Raw genomic sequence first — 15,101 nt, forward strand, 5'->3', positions numbered from 1 at the left:
AGTTATCGTGCGGTGGGGCGTTTTGCAGCCGTTTTATAACAGCGGTCAAACGACGCGGTTGATGGGGTCGCCGGCCACAAAGTGGCGGATGTTTTGGGCCAGCAGCGAGACCAGCCGCTGCCGGGTCTCCAGCCCCTTCCAGCCCATGTGCGGGGTGAGGATGACGTTGTCCATCGTGTAGAGCGGGCAGTCCTCGGCCGGCGGCTCCTGTTCCAGCACATCCAGCCCGGCCCCGGCAATGACCCCCTGCTGCAGTGCCTCGATCAGGGCCGGCTGATCGATGAGCGCCCCGCGGGAGGTGTTGATCACACAGGCGGTGGGCTTCATCAGCTCTAGCGCCCGGCGGTCGATCATGTGGCGGGTATCTTCAGTCAGGGGGCAGTGCAGACTGAGATAATCGCAGTTTTTGAGCACCTCATCCAGCGCCACGTAGCGGATGCCGTCCTCGTCGGGGCGGGGGGTGCGGGTGTAGGCGAGGATCTGCATGTCCATCGCCCGCGCCACCCGCATCACCTCGCGGCCGATGGTGCCGGCGCCGATGATACCCAGCGTCTTGCCGTTTACTTCGGTGTGCGGCACCGCCAAATGATCGGTAAAATTGCGGTGGTCGCCGCGCGCCAACATAGCCTTTTGCACCCCCATAGAGGAGGCCAGCGCCAGCAGCATCATAATAACGGTGTGCGCCACCCGCTGGGTGCTGTAAGCGGGGATGTTGCACACGGCGATCCCCCGGCGGCGGGCGGCATCCAGGTCGATGTTGTTGTAGCCGGTACCCGCCTCGCAGATGAGCTGCACACAGCTGGGCAGCGCGTCGATCACGGCGGCGGGCATGGGCATTTCTTTGGTCACCACGATGCGGTGGCCCTGTGCCCGCTGGCAGATGAGCTCGGCCGGGGTGTCGTCGTATACGGTCACCTGGCTGGCCAAACTGCACATGTCTATCTTGCCGTCGAAATCGATGCGTGCCGCATTGAGCAGTACGGTCTTGTCGTCCATATGGTCATACCACCTTTTTCTGGTCGGTGGGGCCAAGCTGCGGCCCCACTTTTTTATCAGTATACGCTATCGCGCCGGCGCCGTAAAGTGCGGCGGTCACAAAGTGCGGTCAGCTGCCGTATCTGCTTGCGCAGATGTGGCCGTTTGGGGTATAATGAGACAAAGTAGACTGGTCAGGCCGTGCCCCTTGTGCGGCCAACTGCGGGAGAACGATTATGCAGCGCGAACAGATCGCCGCCCTCATCGCCGATGAGAGCGAGAATATGGCCTATGTGGCCGACCCCTCAACCTACGAACTGCTGTATGTCAACAAGGCGGTGGTGCGCGGCTTCGGTCTCTGCGGCGACGCCTATCTGGGCCAGCCCTGCTACCGGGTGCTGCAGGGGCTAGAGGCCCCCTGCCCGTTTTGCACCAATCATCTGCTCACCACCGAAAAGTATCTGTACTGGAAACACTATAACCCCATTTTAAAGCAGTACTATCTGCTGCGGGATAAGCTGTTTAAACTCCCCGGCGGCCGCCTGGTGCGGCTGGAGATCTGTACCGATATTACCGACAGCGAGAACACCAACCTGCATCTGCAAAACCAGCTCACCACCGAGGAGACGCTGCTGCGCTGTGTACATACGCTCTCGGGTGAGGACGATACCGACACGGCCATCAACAAGCTGCTCTCGATCATCGGCGGCTACTACCAGGCCGACCGCGCCTATCTCTTCGAGGTCGATCCCGGCGGGCAAATGATCTCTAACTCCTACGAGTGGTGCCAGGAACAGGTACAGCCGCAGATCGAAAATCTGCAGCAAATCCCGATCACCGCTATCGACCGCTGGATGGAGTACTTCACCACCCAGGGGGAGTTTTTTCTCACCTCTGCCGGCAAGACCCTGCAGCCCGATTCGATCGAGTACCAGATACTGGCCCCACAGCAGATCGACAGCCTGATGGCCGCGCCGCTGTGGGAGGGGGAGACCCTCAGCGGGTTCATCGGTGTAGATAATCCCGCCGCCAATACCGGCGAGACCCATCTGCTCAAATCCATCACCTATTTTATCAAAGAGGACATCCAAAAGCGCCACCTGCTCGAGCAGCTCAAAGAGCTCAGCTACACCGATGGGCTCACCGGCCTGGGCAACCGCCACCAGTATATCAGCTTTTTGGCGGGGCTCGACAAGGCGCCGCCCCGGTCGATGGGGGTGGTGTTCATCGATATCAACGGCCTCAAGGTGGCAAACGATAGCTTTGGCCACCAGTACGGCGACGAGATGATACGCAGTGTGGGCCACGGCCTGCGGGAGATATTCCCCGAGCACACCTTTCGCATCGGCGGCGACGAATTCGTGGGCCTGCTCATCGACGCCGAGCGCGAGGAGTTCGACCGCCGGGTAGAGGCGCTGCGCCGCTACGAGGCGAAAGACAGTTTGGCCGGCTTTTCGATCGGCGTCAACTGGAGCGCGGGGCAGGTGCACCCCTCCCAGCAGATCAGCTACAGCGACAACCTGATGTACGTCGAGAAACAGGCCTACTATAACAGCTCCACCCACCGCATCCGCCACCCCCGGCGCGGGGTGCTGTCGCAGGAGCTGAAAAAGGCGCTGGACGCCGGCGAGTTTATGGTATATCTCCAGCCCAAATTCGACCTGGTCACCGGGGCGATGGCCGGCGCCGAGGCGCTGGTGCGCCGCCGCGGCAGCGACGGGTCGGTCATCCCGCCCGACCGGTTCATCCCCCTGTACGAGGCGGGCGGTGTGATCCGCCATGTGGATTTCTTTGTGCTGCGCACCGTCTGCAAGTGGCTCAAAGAGTGGCGGGAGAAAGGCTGTGCCCCGGAGCAGATCGCGGTGAACTTCTCGCGCATCACCCTGATGGAACACGGTGTGGAAGAGAAGATGAAGAGCATCTTGCAGCGGTACGGTATCGCCCCCGGGCAGATCATCGTCGAGGTGACCGAGAGCACCGGCAAGATGGACGGCGTCTCGCTGGGCGATATCGCCCAGCAGATAAAAGGGGCCGGGTTCTCGCTCTCACTAGACGATTTTGGCTCGCAGTATTCCAATCTGTCGGTGCTCACCGCCGCCGGCTTCGACGAGATCAAATTCGACCGCAGCTTGGTCGAGGAGATCGGGCAGCAACCGCAGGCCACAGTGGTGGCCAAGCACGGTATCAGCCTGTGCCAAGACCTGGGGACCACCCCGGTGGCCGAGGGGATAGAGACGGTGCAGCAGCTGCTACTGCTGCGCACCTACGGCTGCAAGCTGGGTCAGGGCTTTCACTTTGCCCACCCCATGCCCGGCGAGGAATTTTATCAGCGCTATCTGGCAAATAAGCAGTGAGCGGCAGCACTTTGTAGGCGGCGGCAGTAGGCGGGCATCTCCGCCTGCCGCCGCCTTTTTGCCGCCTTGCTATTTTTTTGTGTGAGCGGTGCTGTATCGGGCGGAGCTTTACCTGATCTTTATCTGCCGGCCGGCGGCCCTAACACTACATTTACCCGCGATTTGCTATGCTAAGGACAGAGGATGTGTATTCTCCAGATCTTTTACAGCAGAGAGAGGGACCGCAGATGAAATATCAAAAAGTGCTCGCCCGGCAGTGGCAAGTACAGGTAGATGCCCATATCGAGCCGGCTGCCGACCTGTGGCGGCTGTGCCAGTTGGTGTGGCAGCTGGATCAGCAGCTGGAGGCTTTGCCGCAGGTGTTACAGGGCCAGGAGTCGGTGTGGGTTTACTGGCCCGGCGGCTGCGCCGATTGCGATGACCTGCTGAGCCAATACGATCTGGCCGCCGCACTGATCTCACAGCACTATCCGCTGCGTTTTTGCGGCAGCACCGACTGGGGCGAACCGGCCGATATCTCGGCCACCTGGGCGCCCGATTGGCACGGCATCTCGTACCAGACCCGCACCGTTACCGGGCAGGACTTCGATACCCTGTGCGATATCTGCCTGTGTATCGCGGTGCCCGATCGGGTGGCCGGGCAGCAGATCGCGTCGATGCTTATGGGCATTCACCCCGGCTGCGATCTGTTGGCTCTGCCCCGCACCCCGTTTTTAGAGGAGGAGTTGGGCAGCTGCGGCCCCCGAGATACCGACAGCTATTTTCGCTACCTGCCGCTGTGCGACGGGGCGGGTACAGAAAACTGGCAGCAGGCGCTGAGCGTGCTGCAGCGACAGGAATTGTGGCTGGCCTTTTTACAGGATGGTGACGACCCGGCCGAGTTTGGCTGGGCGCTGGCAGCGCTGGGCGACAGCTGCCCCGACTTTGGCTGGTATCTGGCGCTGACCACGGCAATGGATCGCGCCGGTGTGTATACCCAGACCGATGGCAAGACCGGCTTTCACCTGTACCGTGGCGGCCAGCGCCTAGCGCTCGACTACCAGCGCGGCACCGACGCCCAGCGCTTTTTACTGCGCGCACTGTTTCCCATCGCCGGGTGAGCGGCTATCTTTATGCTATCTTTATACCTCTTTATCAGATATTAACGCTCTTTTCACGCCCTATACGGTATAGTAGGGAGTAGAGATCCGGTCGGTACCGGGCAAAATACAGTGGAGGTGACTTTTGTGCTGCAAGACCCCAAGACCCCGCGGGATATCCTGCGCCAGATCGAGCGGGAGGAAGAGGCGCGCCACCGCGGCCGGCTGAAGATCTTTTTTGGCTATGCCGCCGGTGTGGGTAAGACCTATGCCATGCTGCAGGCCGCCCACGATGCCGCCGAGCAGGGCATCGATGTGGTGGCCGGCTACATCGAGCCCCACACCCGCCCCCAGACGATGGCGCTGCTGGAGGGGCTGGAGCAGCTGCCGGCCAGGCAGCTGCTCTACAAAGGGGTACAGCTGCGGGAATTCGACCTCGACCGGGCTATCGAGCGCCACCCCCAGCTGCTGCTGGTCGATGAACTGGCCCACCAAAACGCCGAGGGCTGCCGCCATCAAAAGCGCTATCAGGACATTGAGGAGCTGCTGGCGGCCGGTATCGACGTGTACACCACCGTCAACGTACAGCACATCGAGAGCCTCAACGACATCGTGGCCTCGATCACCGGTGTCAGCGTGCGCGAGCGCATCCCCGACCGGGTGTTCGACGGGGCCGACCAGGTAGAGCTGGTGGATATCGAGCCGGAAGATCTGCTGGCCCGCCTGCGCGACGGCAAGGTGTACCAGCCGCGCCAGGCCCGGCAGGCCATGGGCCACTTTTTTAGTCTCGAGAACCTGACGGCCCTGCGCGAGATCGCCCTGCGCCGTACGGCCGACCGAGTCAACCGGGTGGGCGAGCGCAGCAAGCAGTCCTCCGGCAGCGATTACTACACCGGCGAACACATTCTGGTCTGTCTGTCCTCCTCGCCCTCCAACGCCAAGATCATCCGCACGGCAGCCCGCATGGCTCTGGCTTTTCGCGGCACCTTTACGGCGTTGTTCGTCGAGACGACCGGCTTTGCCAGCATGAACCGAAAAGACCGCGACCGGCTGCGCCAAAATATCCATCTGGCCCAACAGCTGGGCGCCCGCATCGAGACGGTATACGGCGACGACGTCCCCTACCAGATTGCCGAGTTCGCCCGCATCGTTGGCGTGTCGAAGATCGTTATCGGCCGCAGCGGTACCCAGCGGCGCCTGGGGCTGCGCCGCCGCTCGCTCTCTGAGCAGCTGGCCACCTACTCGCCCAATTTAGATATCTACATCATCCCCGACCGCGAGCTGCCGCCCTACCGCCCCCGCCCGGTGCCCCGCACAGACAGGGCACGCCCGGCAGTCGAGTTCGCCAAGTGTCTGGGTATCCTGCTGGCGGTAACGCTCGTCGGCATCGGTTTTGATCGGCTGGGCTTTAGCGACGTCAACATCATCACCGTCTACATTTTGGGGGTGCTGCTCTCGGCGGTGGCCACCAACGGGCTGGTGTACAGCGGCGTCATGTCGCTGGCCAGCGTGCTCATCTTTAACTTTCTGTTCACCCAACCGCGCTTTACCTTTAACGCCTACGACCAGGGCTACCCGGTCACCTTCGTCATCATGTTTGCCGCCGCCTTTATAACCGGCTCGTTGGCTGGCAAAATAAAAAAACAGGCCAAACAGTCGGCGATGGTGGCCTATCGCACCAAGGTGTTGCTCGAGACCAACCAGATGCTGCAGCAAAAGCAGGAGCAGCGCGACATCGTCAGCGTCACCGCCGGCCAGCTCATCAAGCTGCTGGACCGGGACATCGTATTTTATCTGCCCGAAGACGGCAGCCTGGGCCAGCCCACTCTCTTTTCCAGCCGGAGCGGCGCCGAGCACCAGGACCTGCTGGATGAAAATGAGCGGGCGGTGGCCCATTGGGTGTATAAAAACAACAAGCGGGCCGGCGCCGGCACCAGCACACTGGGCAGTGCCCAGTGCCAGTACCTGGCGGTGCGCGGGGCCAATGCGGTGTACGGTGTGGTGGGCATTGCCCTAGAGAGCGATGAGCCCGACAGCTTCACCTACAGCCTGGTGCTCTCGATACTGGGCGAATGCGGCTTGGCACTGGAAAAAGAGCTGCTGGTACAAAAGCGGGAGGAGGCGGCCGCCCGGGCCAAAAATGAGCAGCTGCGGGCCAATCTGCTGCGCTCTATCTCCCACGATCTGCGCACGCCGCTGACTTCGATCTCCGGCAATGCCGGAGTGCTGCTGGCCAGCGCCGACTCGCTTTCAAAAGCCAAGCAAAAACAGCTGTACGGCGACATCTACGACGACGCCATGTGGCTGATCAACCTGGTGGAGAACCTGCTCTCGGTCACCCGTATCGAAGACGGCACCATGCAGATACACACCCAGGCCGAGCTGGTGGAGGAGGTCATCGACGAGGCGCTGCGCCACCTGCCCCGCCACAGCGACCAGTATCACATCGACGTGCAGTGTTCAGACGAACTGCTGCTGGCCAAGATGGATGCCCGGCTCATCGTACAGGTGGTCATCAATATTTTAGACAACGCCATCAAGTACACCCCGCCCGGGTCGACGATCGTGCTCACCAGCCAAAAACAGGGCGATATGGTAGCCGTCGAGATCGCCGACAATGGGCCCGGCATCCCCGACGAACAGAAAAAGCGGGTGTTCGAGATGTTTTATACGCTGGGTTCCGATATCGCCGACAGCCGCCGCAGTATGGGCATGGGCCTGGCGCTGTGCAAGTCTATCGTCAATGCGCACGGAGGGCAGATAACAGTCCGCGACAACCAGCCCCAAGGTACGGTATTTTGTTTCACCCTGCCCGCAGAGGAGGTAACGCTACATGAATAAACCGCTCATCCTGGTAGTTGAAGACGACACCGCCGTCCGCAACCTCATCGCCACCACCCTCGAGACCCAGTCCTACCAGTACCACATGGCCAAGACCGGCGGTGAGGCGGTGGTAGAGGCGGTATCGCAAAAACCGGATATCGTGCTGCTGGACCTGGGTCTGCCGGATATGGACGGGGTGGAGATCATCAAAAAGATCCGCAGCTGGTCGAATATGCCCATCATCGTCATCAGCGCCCGCAGCGAGGACCGCGACAAGATCGAGGCGCTGGACGCCGGTGCCGACGATTACCTGACCAAGCCCTTCTCGGTCGATGAGCTGCTGGCCCGGGTGCGGGTCACGCTGCGGCGCCTGCACTACATGCAGGGCCCGGCTGAGGGGGAGGAGCCGATATTCGTAAACGGCGACCTGCGCATCGATTACCCCTCCGGCTGCGTGTATCTGGCCGGGCGGGAGCTGCACCTGACCCCGATCGAGTATAAGCTCTTGTGCCTGCTGGCCAAAAACGTGGGCAAGGTGCTCACCCACACCTTTATCACCAAAGAGGTGTGGGGCTCCAGCTGGGCCGGCGATGTGGCGTCGCTGCGGGTATTCATGGCTACGCTGCGCAAAAAGATCGAGACCGATACCGCACATCCCAAGTATATCCAGACCCATGTAGGGGTCGGTTACCGCATGCTGCGCATAGAGTGATATCTGCACAAAAAGCCGCCGCCATTTTTGGCAGGCGGCTTTTTACAGCAATACTTTACAGCACCCGGTCGGTGCGCTATGCTGATAAAAAGGGCGGGTCTCTGCCCGCGCGAAAAATGGGGGAGAACAGATGGCTTATTGTGCAAAAAAATACGTACACCATCTGCACCATATTGGTTTTGTGGTGCAGGACCTCGACCGATCGGTCGATTTTTACACCCGTATCCTGGGTTTTGACCTTCGTGACCGCTGGGCCGAGGGACCAGAAAAGGTGGAGATGGGCCTGTGCGTACCTGGCGCCGCCCTGGAACTGGCGCAGCTGCAGGGCTACGGTATCACCATGGAGCTGATGCAGTATAAGAGCGCTCCCGGCCACACCGGCCCCATCGCTCAAAATCGGGTGGGCCTGGGGCACATCTCCCTGATCGTAGAACACTTCGACGACTTTTTAGAGCAGATGCAGCAGCTGGGCGTGCCCATTGCCAGCCCGGTGACCAAGCTCACCTATGGTCAGTGGGTGCATATCGTCGACCCCGACGGCATCCATATCGAGGTCATGGGCCTGCTGGTCGATGGCCCCCTCGACGGCAAATTTTCATAGAGACGTCGCCCGGCAAGTACCGGCAGCTATAGGCACATAAAAAAGAGGTTCCACTATACAGTGGAGCCTCTTTTTTGCGATAACGCACAAAGAGTATCGCTGTCGCCCAACATTTGCCGGGACCGAGCGCCGGTGAGAGAGCCGGTCGACAGATTTCCTCAAGGCCCATCTGCCCGCGGAGACAGCTGGGTCTTTAGCTAAAAAAACGCCGCTCCGATTTGGGCGGCGCACATACACTTTTGTGATGGGACAATGTGTTTTAATATTGTGTACTTTACACGCTGTTTGTGAACGAAAAAGATTAGAATTTCGTTCGGTCGGCAACTCGTTCACACATCCACATTGTACACCACAATTTTCCATGTTTCAAGCCTTTTTCCAGTTACCTATTTGGAATAGTTGCCGAAAACGGCGGCGATATGAAAAAGTAAACGTTTTCAATCGATGGGCACAGTGTTCCAGTAAGTGGAGAAGAGGCTGGGTGCCGCTCCCCGTATGAAGAGCCGCCGACCTCTTCCCGGTCAAAAAACAGGAGGTTTTAGTTGTGAGGAAAAAAAGTAAGCTGCTTGCCGTTTTGACGGCGGCGCTGCTCACGGTGAGCGCGGTGCCGCTGAGCGCAGCCTCGGCAGAAAGCAGCGAATGGATCACTGGAAACGGATACGGCAGTATTCAGGCCAACGAGGATGGGACTTGCACCTACACGGGCGACCCGGCGCTCAATACAGATAACTCCCACTGCGGGCCCTATACCAAAGCGGGCGGGGCCAGCCTGGCCGATGGCGAGACGCTGGACGCGGTAGACGTGACCATCGACCCCGCCAGCATGACAGTCGGCGAGAAGTTTGCCCTGTCGGTCTCGATGAACGACAAGCAGGGCCAGTATCGGACCGAACTGATGGTCCAGTTCTGGAAAGACAACGACGGGAGCGTGTCGGTGGCTGCCGGTATGCAGCCCGGCTATCAGGGCAAAGTGACCGAGGCGGGCGTGTACACGCTGCAGTACCGGTATTTTGATCATTCCGGCGACCTGTACGCCGAGTTTTCGCTGTTAAAAAACGGCGAGCAGGTAAGCACCACCGGCGACATCGACATGAAGGTAAAGAGCGCCGATTGCGGTACGCGCGGCTATATCTGGTTTAACGACATCTCGGTGTCCGGCGGCTTAAAAGTGGGCCGGCCGGTGGCCAATGTCGTCATTACCGACTGCGGCGCCTGGGGCGATAGCTGGAGCAATGCCTACAATCTGGGCTGGAAATACGTGGGCGGCTTTGATACCGACTCGATCACCGCTATCCAGGTGGGTATGAGAGACGCCGACGGAAAGCTGATCGTGGCGTATACGGCCGACAAGGAGCAGCTGGCCTATCAGGCGGAAAACGGCTATATCACCGCCGAGGGCCTGAGCAGCGCCCCGTTTTATCAGGTGACTACAAGCGGTGTCGAGCTCGTCGAGGGGCGCGATCAGGACTGGACCGTCATAAAAGGCGAGGCTTATGCCGCCTGGAAGCCCGCTGTATTTTTTGCCGAGATCGTGACGCCCGAAAAGAGCTATCCGCTCGAAACGGCCTACGACGGACAGTTTGCCCCTGCTTTCCAGTGCGCCCACAAACAGCTCTCGGCGGTGGACGGCATAGAGGCCACCTGCATCGAGCATGGAAACATCCCCTACTGGTACTGCGACAACTGCAAGCAGTACTTTGCCGATGAGGACTGTCAGCAGGCCATTACAGCGGCAGATATCCTGCTCGCCGCCACTGGTCACCAGGCCCAAAAGGTAGAGGGCAAAGAGGCGACAGCCACCGAGGAAGGCAACGTGGCATACTGGTACTGTGCGGCCTGCGGTAAGTACTTTGCCGATGCAGACTTGACGCAGGAGATCACCAGGGAAGACACTGTACTGCCCGCCACCGGCGAGCAAAAAGAGCCCGAGCCCAGCGACGGGCAAAAACCCGAGAGTGAAGATACACAGGCGCCCGCTACCGGCGACAGCAGCGTTTTGCTCTGGGGCGGTGTGCTGGTGCTCTCAGCCGCTGCGATTACCGGCCTGAGCCTGTATAAGCGCAAAAAACAGGTGCGGTAGCAGCACAGGTCCGATGTCATGATCAAACAGCCGACAGGTCTTGTCCTGTCGGCTGTTTTCTTTTTGCCGGGGCCCGGTCGGTGCCGCTGTTGGGGGACAAGCGGACCTTTACGGCTAAAGATCACCGATAAAATGTGTGCTGCGGCGGCATAAAAAGGGGAGACTACCGGGAGTTTTGGCCAAATGTGGCACCGGTATTTCGGCGCTGCAGGTCATTGTATCTGCCGCTGGCGGGGCGTATCATAAAGCCAGAGACGTATAGACAGGAGTTGATCGCGTGGATAAGCCCTATGTCGTTACCCTGGGCCGCAGCGTGCAGGACGAGTACTGGGAGGCCGAGCACTACCCGATGGCGGGAGAGAAGATATCGGTCTACCGCAGAGAGAAGGTGGCCGGTGGCTTTTCCAATTCCGCCTTTGTCATGGCGGCGCTGGGCCTCACCTGCTACATTGCCGAGACTTTTGGCGCCGAGGACGAGAGCACGGCTATGCACCAGCAGCTCATGCGCCAGCAGGGCATCAAGACCGATCTGGTGCGCACCAAACAGGGGTATCAAAACCACCACTGTGTCATCTTAAAGACCGCCCGGTCCGGTGAGCGCACCATTTTTTCGCTGGAGCAGCCCCACCAGCCCGTACCCTATACCGAGAGCGAGCTGGCGCTGATCGGCGGCGCCGATTGGCTGCTGGTGAACCTGAGCGACCTGCGCTGCTTTCCCCATCCCCAAAAAATGCTCGATACCGTGCTGCGCGGCGGGGTCAAACTGGCTATCGATGCCGAGGCGGCTTCATTTGAGAGCCGTCAGCAGGACGACTTCTATTTTTCACGCTGCAGCTTTCTCTCGCTCAACGAGTTTGCCTACCAAAAGTTTTGCGGCGACAGCGGCCACCGGGCCATCCAACAGCTGCTTCAGCGCGCACCAAATTGTATCGTGGCCCACACGCTGGGCGCGCAGGGCAGCCGTATCTACACCCGTGATGTGGCGCTGCAGGTGCCGGCCCTACCGGTGGCGGCTGTCGATACCACCGGCGCCGGCGACACCTATAACGGCGCCTTTCTCTACGGCCTGACCAACCGCTGGCCGCTCGAGAAATGTGCTCTGTTCGCCTCGGCTGCTGCCGCCCGTTCCACACTCTACCGCGACCCGCGGGGCGGGGCGGTATCGGCACAGGTGGTGCAGCATTTTATCGCCGAGCGCCGCTATGCGCCTGTGCTAAAGCATATATCCCGGTGAGGTTTGACTGTTGAGGCCGGAAAAAGCGAAAATGCGGCGGGACCCGGTGGGGAGGATGAGACACCCACCGATCCCGCCGTCTATACAGTACCCGATAGAACGGTGCCTGTTTGTATCTCGATCCAGTAGAGCAGTGCCTCTTGCCTGTCGGTGTGGGTGATCCAAACGCATTATCCAGCCTGCCGCCGCGTTCGATGGTGCGGCGCGCGCCCCCGTTTTGCAAGTCGCAGCCCGGCAGCCCCCACTTGGGCTCCAGCTGCCGGCGGTAACCGCGCGACAGCTGTAAGAGCGGGGTGGCATATCTCTTGCCTCGTTCGATGGGCCGTTCCCCGTAGCCGATACAGCCGCTGTATTGCCGCAAAAGTCGTTGAGGTAGTGGCGGGTGTCCATCATCCCGGCAGCGCGCCGCCGTGCTGCTACCGCCCGCCGTGCGCCAGAAGTTCCTGCCAATAGTCCATCGCCGCACTGTGCAGCGCTCCATCAGCTATAGCCAGCTGCAGCAGATCCCTGGTTTTCCCCAACTCCTTTATTTGTCTGTTACAACACAGCCGCAGTGTACTTTTCATTGCTGCCGGGGGAACGAAGAGCGGTTGCCCCGGTCCGGCCGATGTGCTATACTCTATAAAGAACAAACTTTTGATTTTACTGGGGGGACGGGCGTGGACCGCACGATACTGCACTGTGACTGCAATGGCTTTTATGCCTCGGTAGAGTGTGCGCTGCACCCCCAGTACCGCAACGTGCCCATGGCTGTGTGCGGCGACCCCGAGAGCCGACACGGCATCATTCTGGCCAAAAACGAGCTGGCTAAGGCCTACGGCATCAAGACTGCCGAGACGGTGTGGCAGGCTAAGCGCAAGTGCCCCGACTTGGTGCTGGCCCCCTCTCACCACGACCTGTACCGCCAGTTCTCCCAGCAGATAAATGCCATCTATCAGCAGTATACCGACCTGGTCGAACCCTTTTCCATCGACGAGAGCTGGCTGGATGTGGGCGGCAGCTACCGTCTGTTTGGCAGCGGCGAAAAGATCGCCGACGAGCTGCGCCGCCGTATCCGCCAAGAGGTAAAGGTCACTATCTCGGTGGGAGTATCTTTTAACAAGGTGTTTGCCAAACTGGGCAGCGACTATAAAAAGCCCGATGCCACCACCGTGATCACCCGCCAAAATTACACCAGCCTGCTGTGGCCGCTGCCGGCCGAGCGCATGCTGTTTATCGGGCAGGTGGCTGCCGGCAAGCTGGCGCGGGCGGGCATCCACACCATAGGCGATCTGGCCCGCGCCGACGACTGGCTGCTGCAGCGCCTGCTGGGTAAAGGGGGCCTAACGGCCAAGATCTACGCCCAGGGTCTCGATGACAGCCCGGTGCGCCGCTTTGATGAGCAGCGCGAAGTCAAGAGCGTGGGCAACAGCATCACTTTTCGCCGCAATCTGGTGGGCCAGCGCGATATCCGCGCCGGGGTGCTGTCCCTGTGCGACACGGTGGCCGCCCGTCTGCGCGCCCACAAGCTCTACTGCCAAACGGTACAGGTGCAGATCAAGTCGCCCGATCTGCGCGTCATCTCGCGCCAGCAGGGGCTCTCCCGCTCCACCAATCTGGCGCGGGAGCTGTTTTGTGCCGCGATGGCCATCATCGAGCGCAGCTGGGACATGAAAAAGCCCATTCGCATGCTCACGGTGACCGGCACCGCACTCACCGATCAGGATACCGGCGAGCAGCTGCGGCTCGATGTGCCTTCCTCCACCCCCGACCACGAGCGCCAGCAAAAGCTGGAGCAGGCACTCGATGCCATCCGCCAGCGGTACGGCAGCGATTCGGTGGGCTTTGGCTCGCTCATCGAGAGCGATATCTTTCACCGCCGCCCCGACGAGATAGAGCCCGGCGGCGACCGGGAATAGATCTGTGAATATGTGAGCGTGTCCCAAACTCTGTTTTGGGATGCGCCTTTTTTGTATACTTGCGCTCTTTTTGGCCCATAGTTTGGGATGTGGATAACAAGATAGTCACCGGCCCCGCACGGCTGTTAAACAGCCGTATCGCCGGCGCAACAGGAGGATCACTATGAGACAGACCAAAGAGAGCTTACAGTTTCTCACCAGCGACCAGTGCCCGGGCTTTGCCATCGTGCCCTGGGGCCTCGATGCCCCGCTGATGTGCTGCGGCCAACAGCTGCAAAAGCTGGTGCCCGGCCAGGTAGATGCCGCCGTGGAAAAACACCAGCCGGTGGTGTTGCGGCAAGACGATACCGTCACGGTAGAGGTGGGGCAGAACCACCACCCCATGGGCGAGGAACACCTCATCGACTGGGTGTTTTTGCAGACCGACTGCGGCGGCCACTACCACCTGCTCACCGCCCAGAGCCAGCCGGTGTGTCAGTTCGTGTTGGCGCCGGGCGAGAGCCCGGTGGCGGTATACGCCCACTGCAACCTGCACGGCCTGTGGCGGCAGGACATATAGGCTCCGGGCGGTGAAAAGCAAAAGAGGAGGCCCTGCCAAACTGGCGGGACCTCCTCTTTTTATGTGGCGGCGCAGTGGGTGCGCCAGGCAGCGCTAGGCAGGGCCGGGCAGCGCAGTGCCGGTGTGCAGGTTGTCTTTAGCGGCCGTAGCGGTCGTCGTAGCGGCTGGAATCGGGTCCGCGGCTCTCGCGGCGGTAGTCGCTCTCGCGGGGGTAGCAGGGCTCGGGCCGCGGGCAGCGCGCCTCAAACACACACGACAGCAGCATGGCCAGGATCATAATGGCAGCCGCCAGGAACGCGGCCCACAGGCCGACGATAACGGTGGTCAAAATGATCGACAGCGACCCGTCGATGAGAATGGCCAGCAGCAGCGACAGCAAAAAGGTGACCGCCGTGGTGACGATCAGGCATTTTCCGTACCCGCACATACACTGGTTGAGAAGATTTTTCTCCTGGCTGGCGTTCTTTACCGCCGTGTATAACAGAGCCATCAGCATAATGAACGACAGCACCAGGATAAAAGGTGCCAGCAGCGAGATGAAAGCGCGGTCGCCCTGATAAAAGGCGTAGGCGATGAATCCGCCAAACACCACGCTCAGCAGCCCGGCAATGAGGCAGCCGAATTTGGAGTTGCTCATAAAATAAGATCTCCTTTCTGGATTTGCAGGCGTAATGGGCCCGCCTGTAACCTCAGTATATGCAGCCGCCCGGATTGGTGCCAAACCCGGGCGTCGCCGCCCCCGTACGGGACCACTGCGCCCGGCGCTACATATAGTGTGAGCACGGG

Annotated in this window: 11 protein-coding genes; 9 read left to right on the forward strand and 2 right to left on the reverse strand. The window is 60.5% G+C overall.

Translation table 11 applies throughout. The features are described from left to right. Nucleotides 1–45: 45 nt before the first annotated feature. Nucleotides 46–996, reverse strand: coding sequence for a 2-hydroxyacid dehydrogenase (locus tag H8K20_RS03805; protein ID WP_186487527.1), 951 nt, complete (start codon nucleotides 994–996; stop codon nucleotides 46–48). Nucleotides 997–1,211: 215 nt separating this feature from the next. Between H8K20_RS03805 and H8K20_RS03810 the strand changes: the two genes are divergently transcribed. From H8K20_RS03810 to H8K20_RS03850, 9 genes are all read left to right on the forward strand, one after another. Then, nucleotides 1,212–3,329 carry a putative bifunctional diguanylate cyclase/phosphodiesterase gene (locus tag H8K20_RS03810; RefSeq protein WP_186487528.1) on the forward strand — a complete coding sequence of 706 codons (2,118 nt, stop codon included), beginning with the start codon at nucleotides 1,212–1,214 and terminating at the stop codon, nucleotides 3,327–3,329. 227 nt (nucleotides 3,330–3,556) lie between these two features. Further along, nucleotides 3,557–4,429, forward strand: a complete 873-nt coding sequence (locus H8K20_RS03815) for a hypothetical protein (RefSeq protein ID WP_186487529.1) — start codon at nucleotides 3,557–3,559, stop codon at nucleotides 4,427–4,429. A 129-nt stretch (nucleotides 4,430–4,558) separates the two neighbouring features. After that, on the forward strand, nucleotides 4,559–7,249 hold the full coding sequence (locus H8K20_RS03820; RefSeq protein ID WP_207721509.1) for an ATP-binding protein: 2,691 nt from the start codon (nucleotides 4,559–4,561) through the stop codon (nucleotides 7,247–7,249). Next, a complete protein-coding gene (locus H8K20_RS03825) occupies nucleotides 7,242–7,943 on the forward strand; it encodes a response regulator (protein ID WP_105203681.1) in 702 nt (233 codons plus the stop codon). The genes H8K20_RS03820 and H8K20_RS03825 overlap by 8 nt, the downstream gene beginning before the upstream one ends. Nucleotides 7,944–8,073: 130 nt before the next feature. After that, on the forward strand, nucleotides 8,074–8,544 hold the full coding sequence (locus H8K20_RS03830) for a VOC family protein (protein WP_105203682.1): 471 nt from the start codon (nucleotides 8,074–8,076) through the stop codon (nucleotides 8,542–8,544). 544 nt (nucleotides 8,545–9,088) lie between these two features. Then, nucleotides 9,089–10,624, forward strand: coding sequence for a hypothetical protein (locus H8K20_RS03835; RefSeq protein ID WP_186487531.1), 1,536 nt, complete (start codon nucleotides 9,089–9,091; stop codon nucleotides 10,622–10,624). A 277-nt stretch (nucleotides 10,625–10,901) separates the two neighbouring features. After that, nucleotides 10,902–11,858 (forward strand): PfkB family carbohydrate kinase, encoded by a 957-nt coding sequence (locus tag H8K20_RS03840; protein WP_186487532.1) that lies wholly within the window; start codon nucleotides 10,902–10,904, stop codon nucleotides 11,856–11,858. A gap of 659 nt (nucleotides 11,859–12,517) precedes the next feature. Continuing rightward, a complete protein-coding gene (gene dinB, locus H8K20_RS03845; protein ID WP_186487533.1) occupies nucleotides 12,518–13,756 on the forward strand; it encodes a DNA polymerase IV in 1,239 nt (412 codons plus the stop codon). Nucleotides 13,757–13,919: 163 nt separating this feature from the next. Continuing rightward, nucleotides 13,920–14,315, forward strand: coding sequence for a desulfoferrodoxin family protein (locus H8K20_RS03850; protein WP_164998108.1), 396 nt, complete (start codon nucleotides 13,920–13,922; stop codon nucleotides 14,313–14,315). Between the two features lie 136 nt (nucleotides 14,316–14,451). On the opposite strand, the gene H8K20_RS03855 is transcribed toward H8K20_RS03850, so the two are convergent. Beyond that, nucleotides 14,452–14,952 carry a hypothetical protein gene (locus H8K20_RS03855; RefSeq protein ID WP_186487534.1) on the reverse strand — a complete coding sequence of 167 codons (501 nt, stop codon included), beginning with the start codon at nucleotides 14,950–14,952 and terminating at the stop codon, nucleotides 14,452–14,454. Nucleotides 14,953–15,101 lie beyond the last annotated feature (149 nt).

It is taken from the genome of Neobittarella massiliensis (ex Bilen et al. 2018), assembly GCF_014269355.1.
GTDB lineage: Bacteria > Bacillota > Clostridia > Oscillospirales > Ruminococcaceae > Neobittarella > Neobittarella massiliensis.

Excerpts from the sequence above, each read along its gene's own strand:
- H8K20_RS03825 (WP_105203681.1), top strand. The coding sequence starts at position 7,242 with ATGAATAAACCGCTCATCCTGGTAGTTGAAGACGACACCGCCGTCCGC.
- H8K20_RS03830 (WP_105203682.1), top strand. The coding sequence starts at position 8,074 with ATGGCTTATTGTGCAAAAAAATACGTACACCATCTGCACCATATTGGT.
- H8K20_RS03805 (WP_186487527.1), bottom strand. The coding sequence starts at position 996 with ATGGACGACAAGACCGTACTGCTCAATGCGGCACGCATCGATTTCGAC.
- H8K20_RS03815 (WP_186487529.1), top strand. The coding sequence starts at position 3,557 with ATGAAATATCAAAAAGTGCTCGCCCGGCAGTGGCAAGTACAGGTAGAT.
- H8K20_RS03850 (WP_164998108.1), top strand. The coding sequence starts at position 13,920 with ATGAGACAGACCAAAGAGAGCTTACAGTTTCTCACCAGCGACCAGTGC.
- H8K20_RS03855 (WP_186487534.1), bottom strand. The coding sequence starts at position 14,952 with ATGAGCAACTCCAAATTCGGCTGCCTCATTGCCGGGCTGCTGAGCGTG.
- H8K20_RS03810 (WP_186487528.1), top strand. The coding sequence starts at position 1,212 with ATGCAGCGCGAACAGATCGCCGCCCTCATCGCCGATGAGAGCGAGAAT.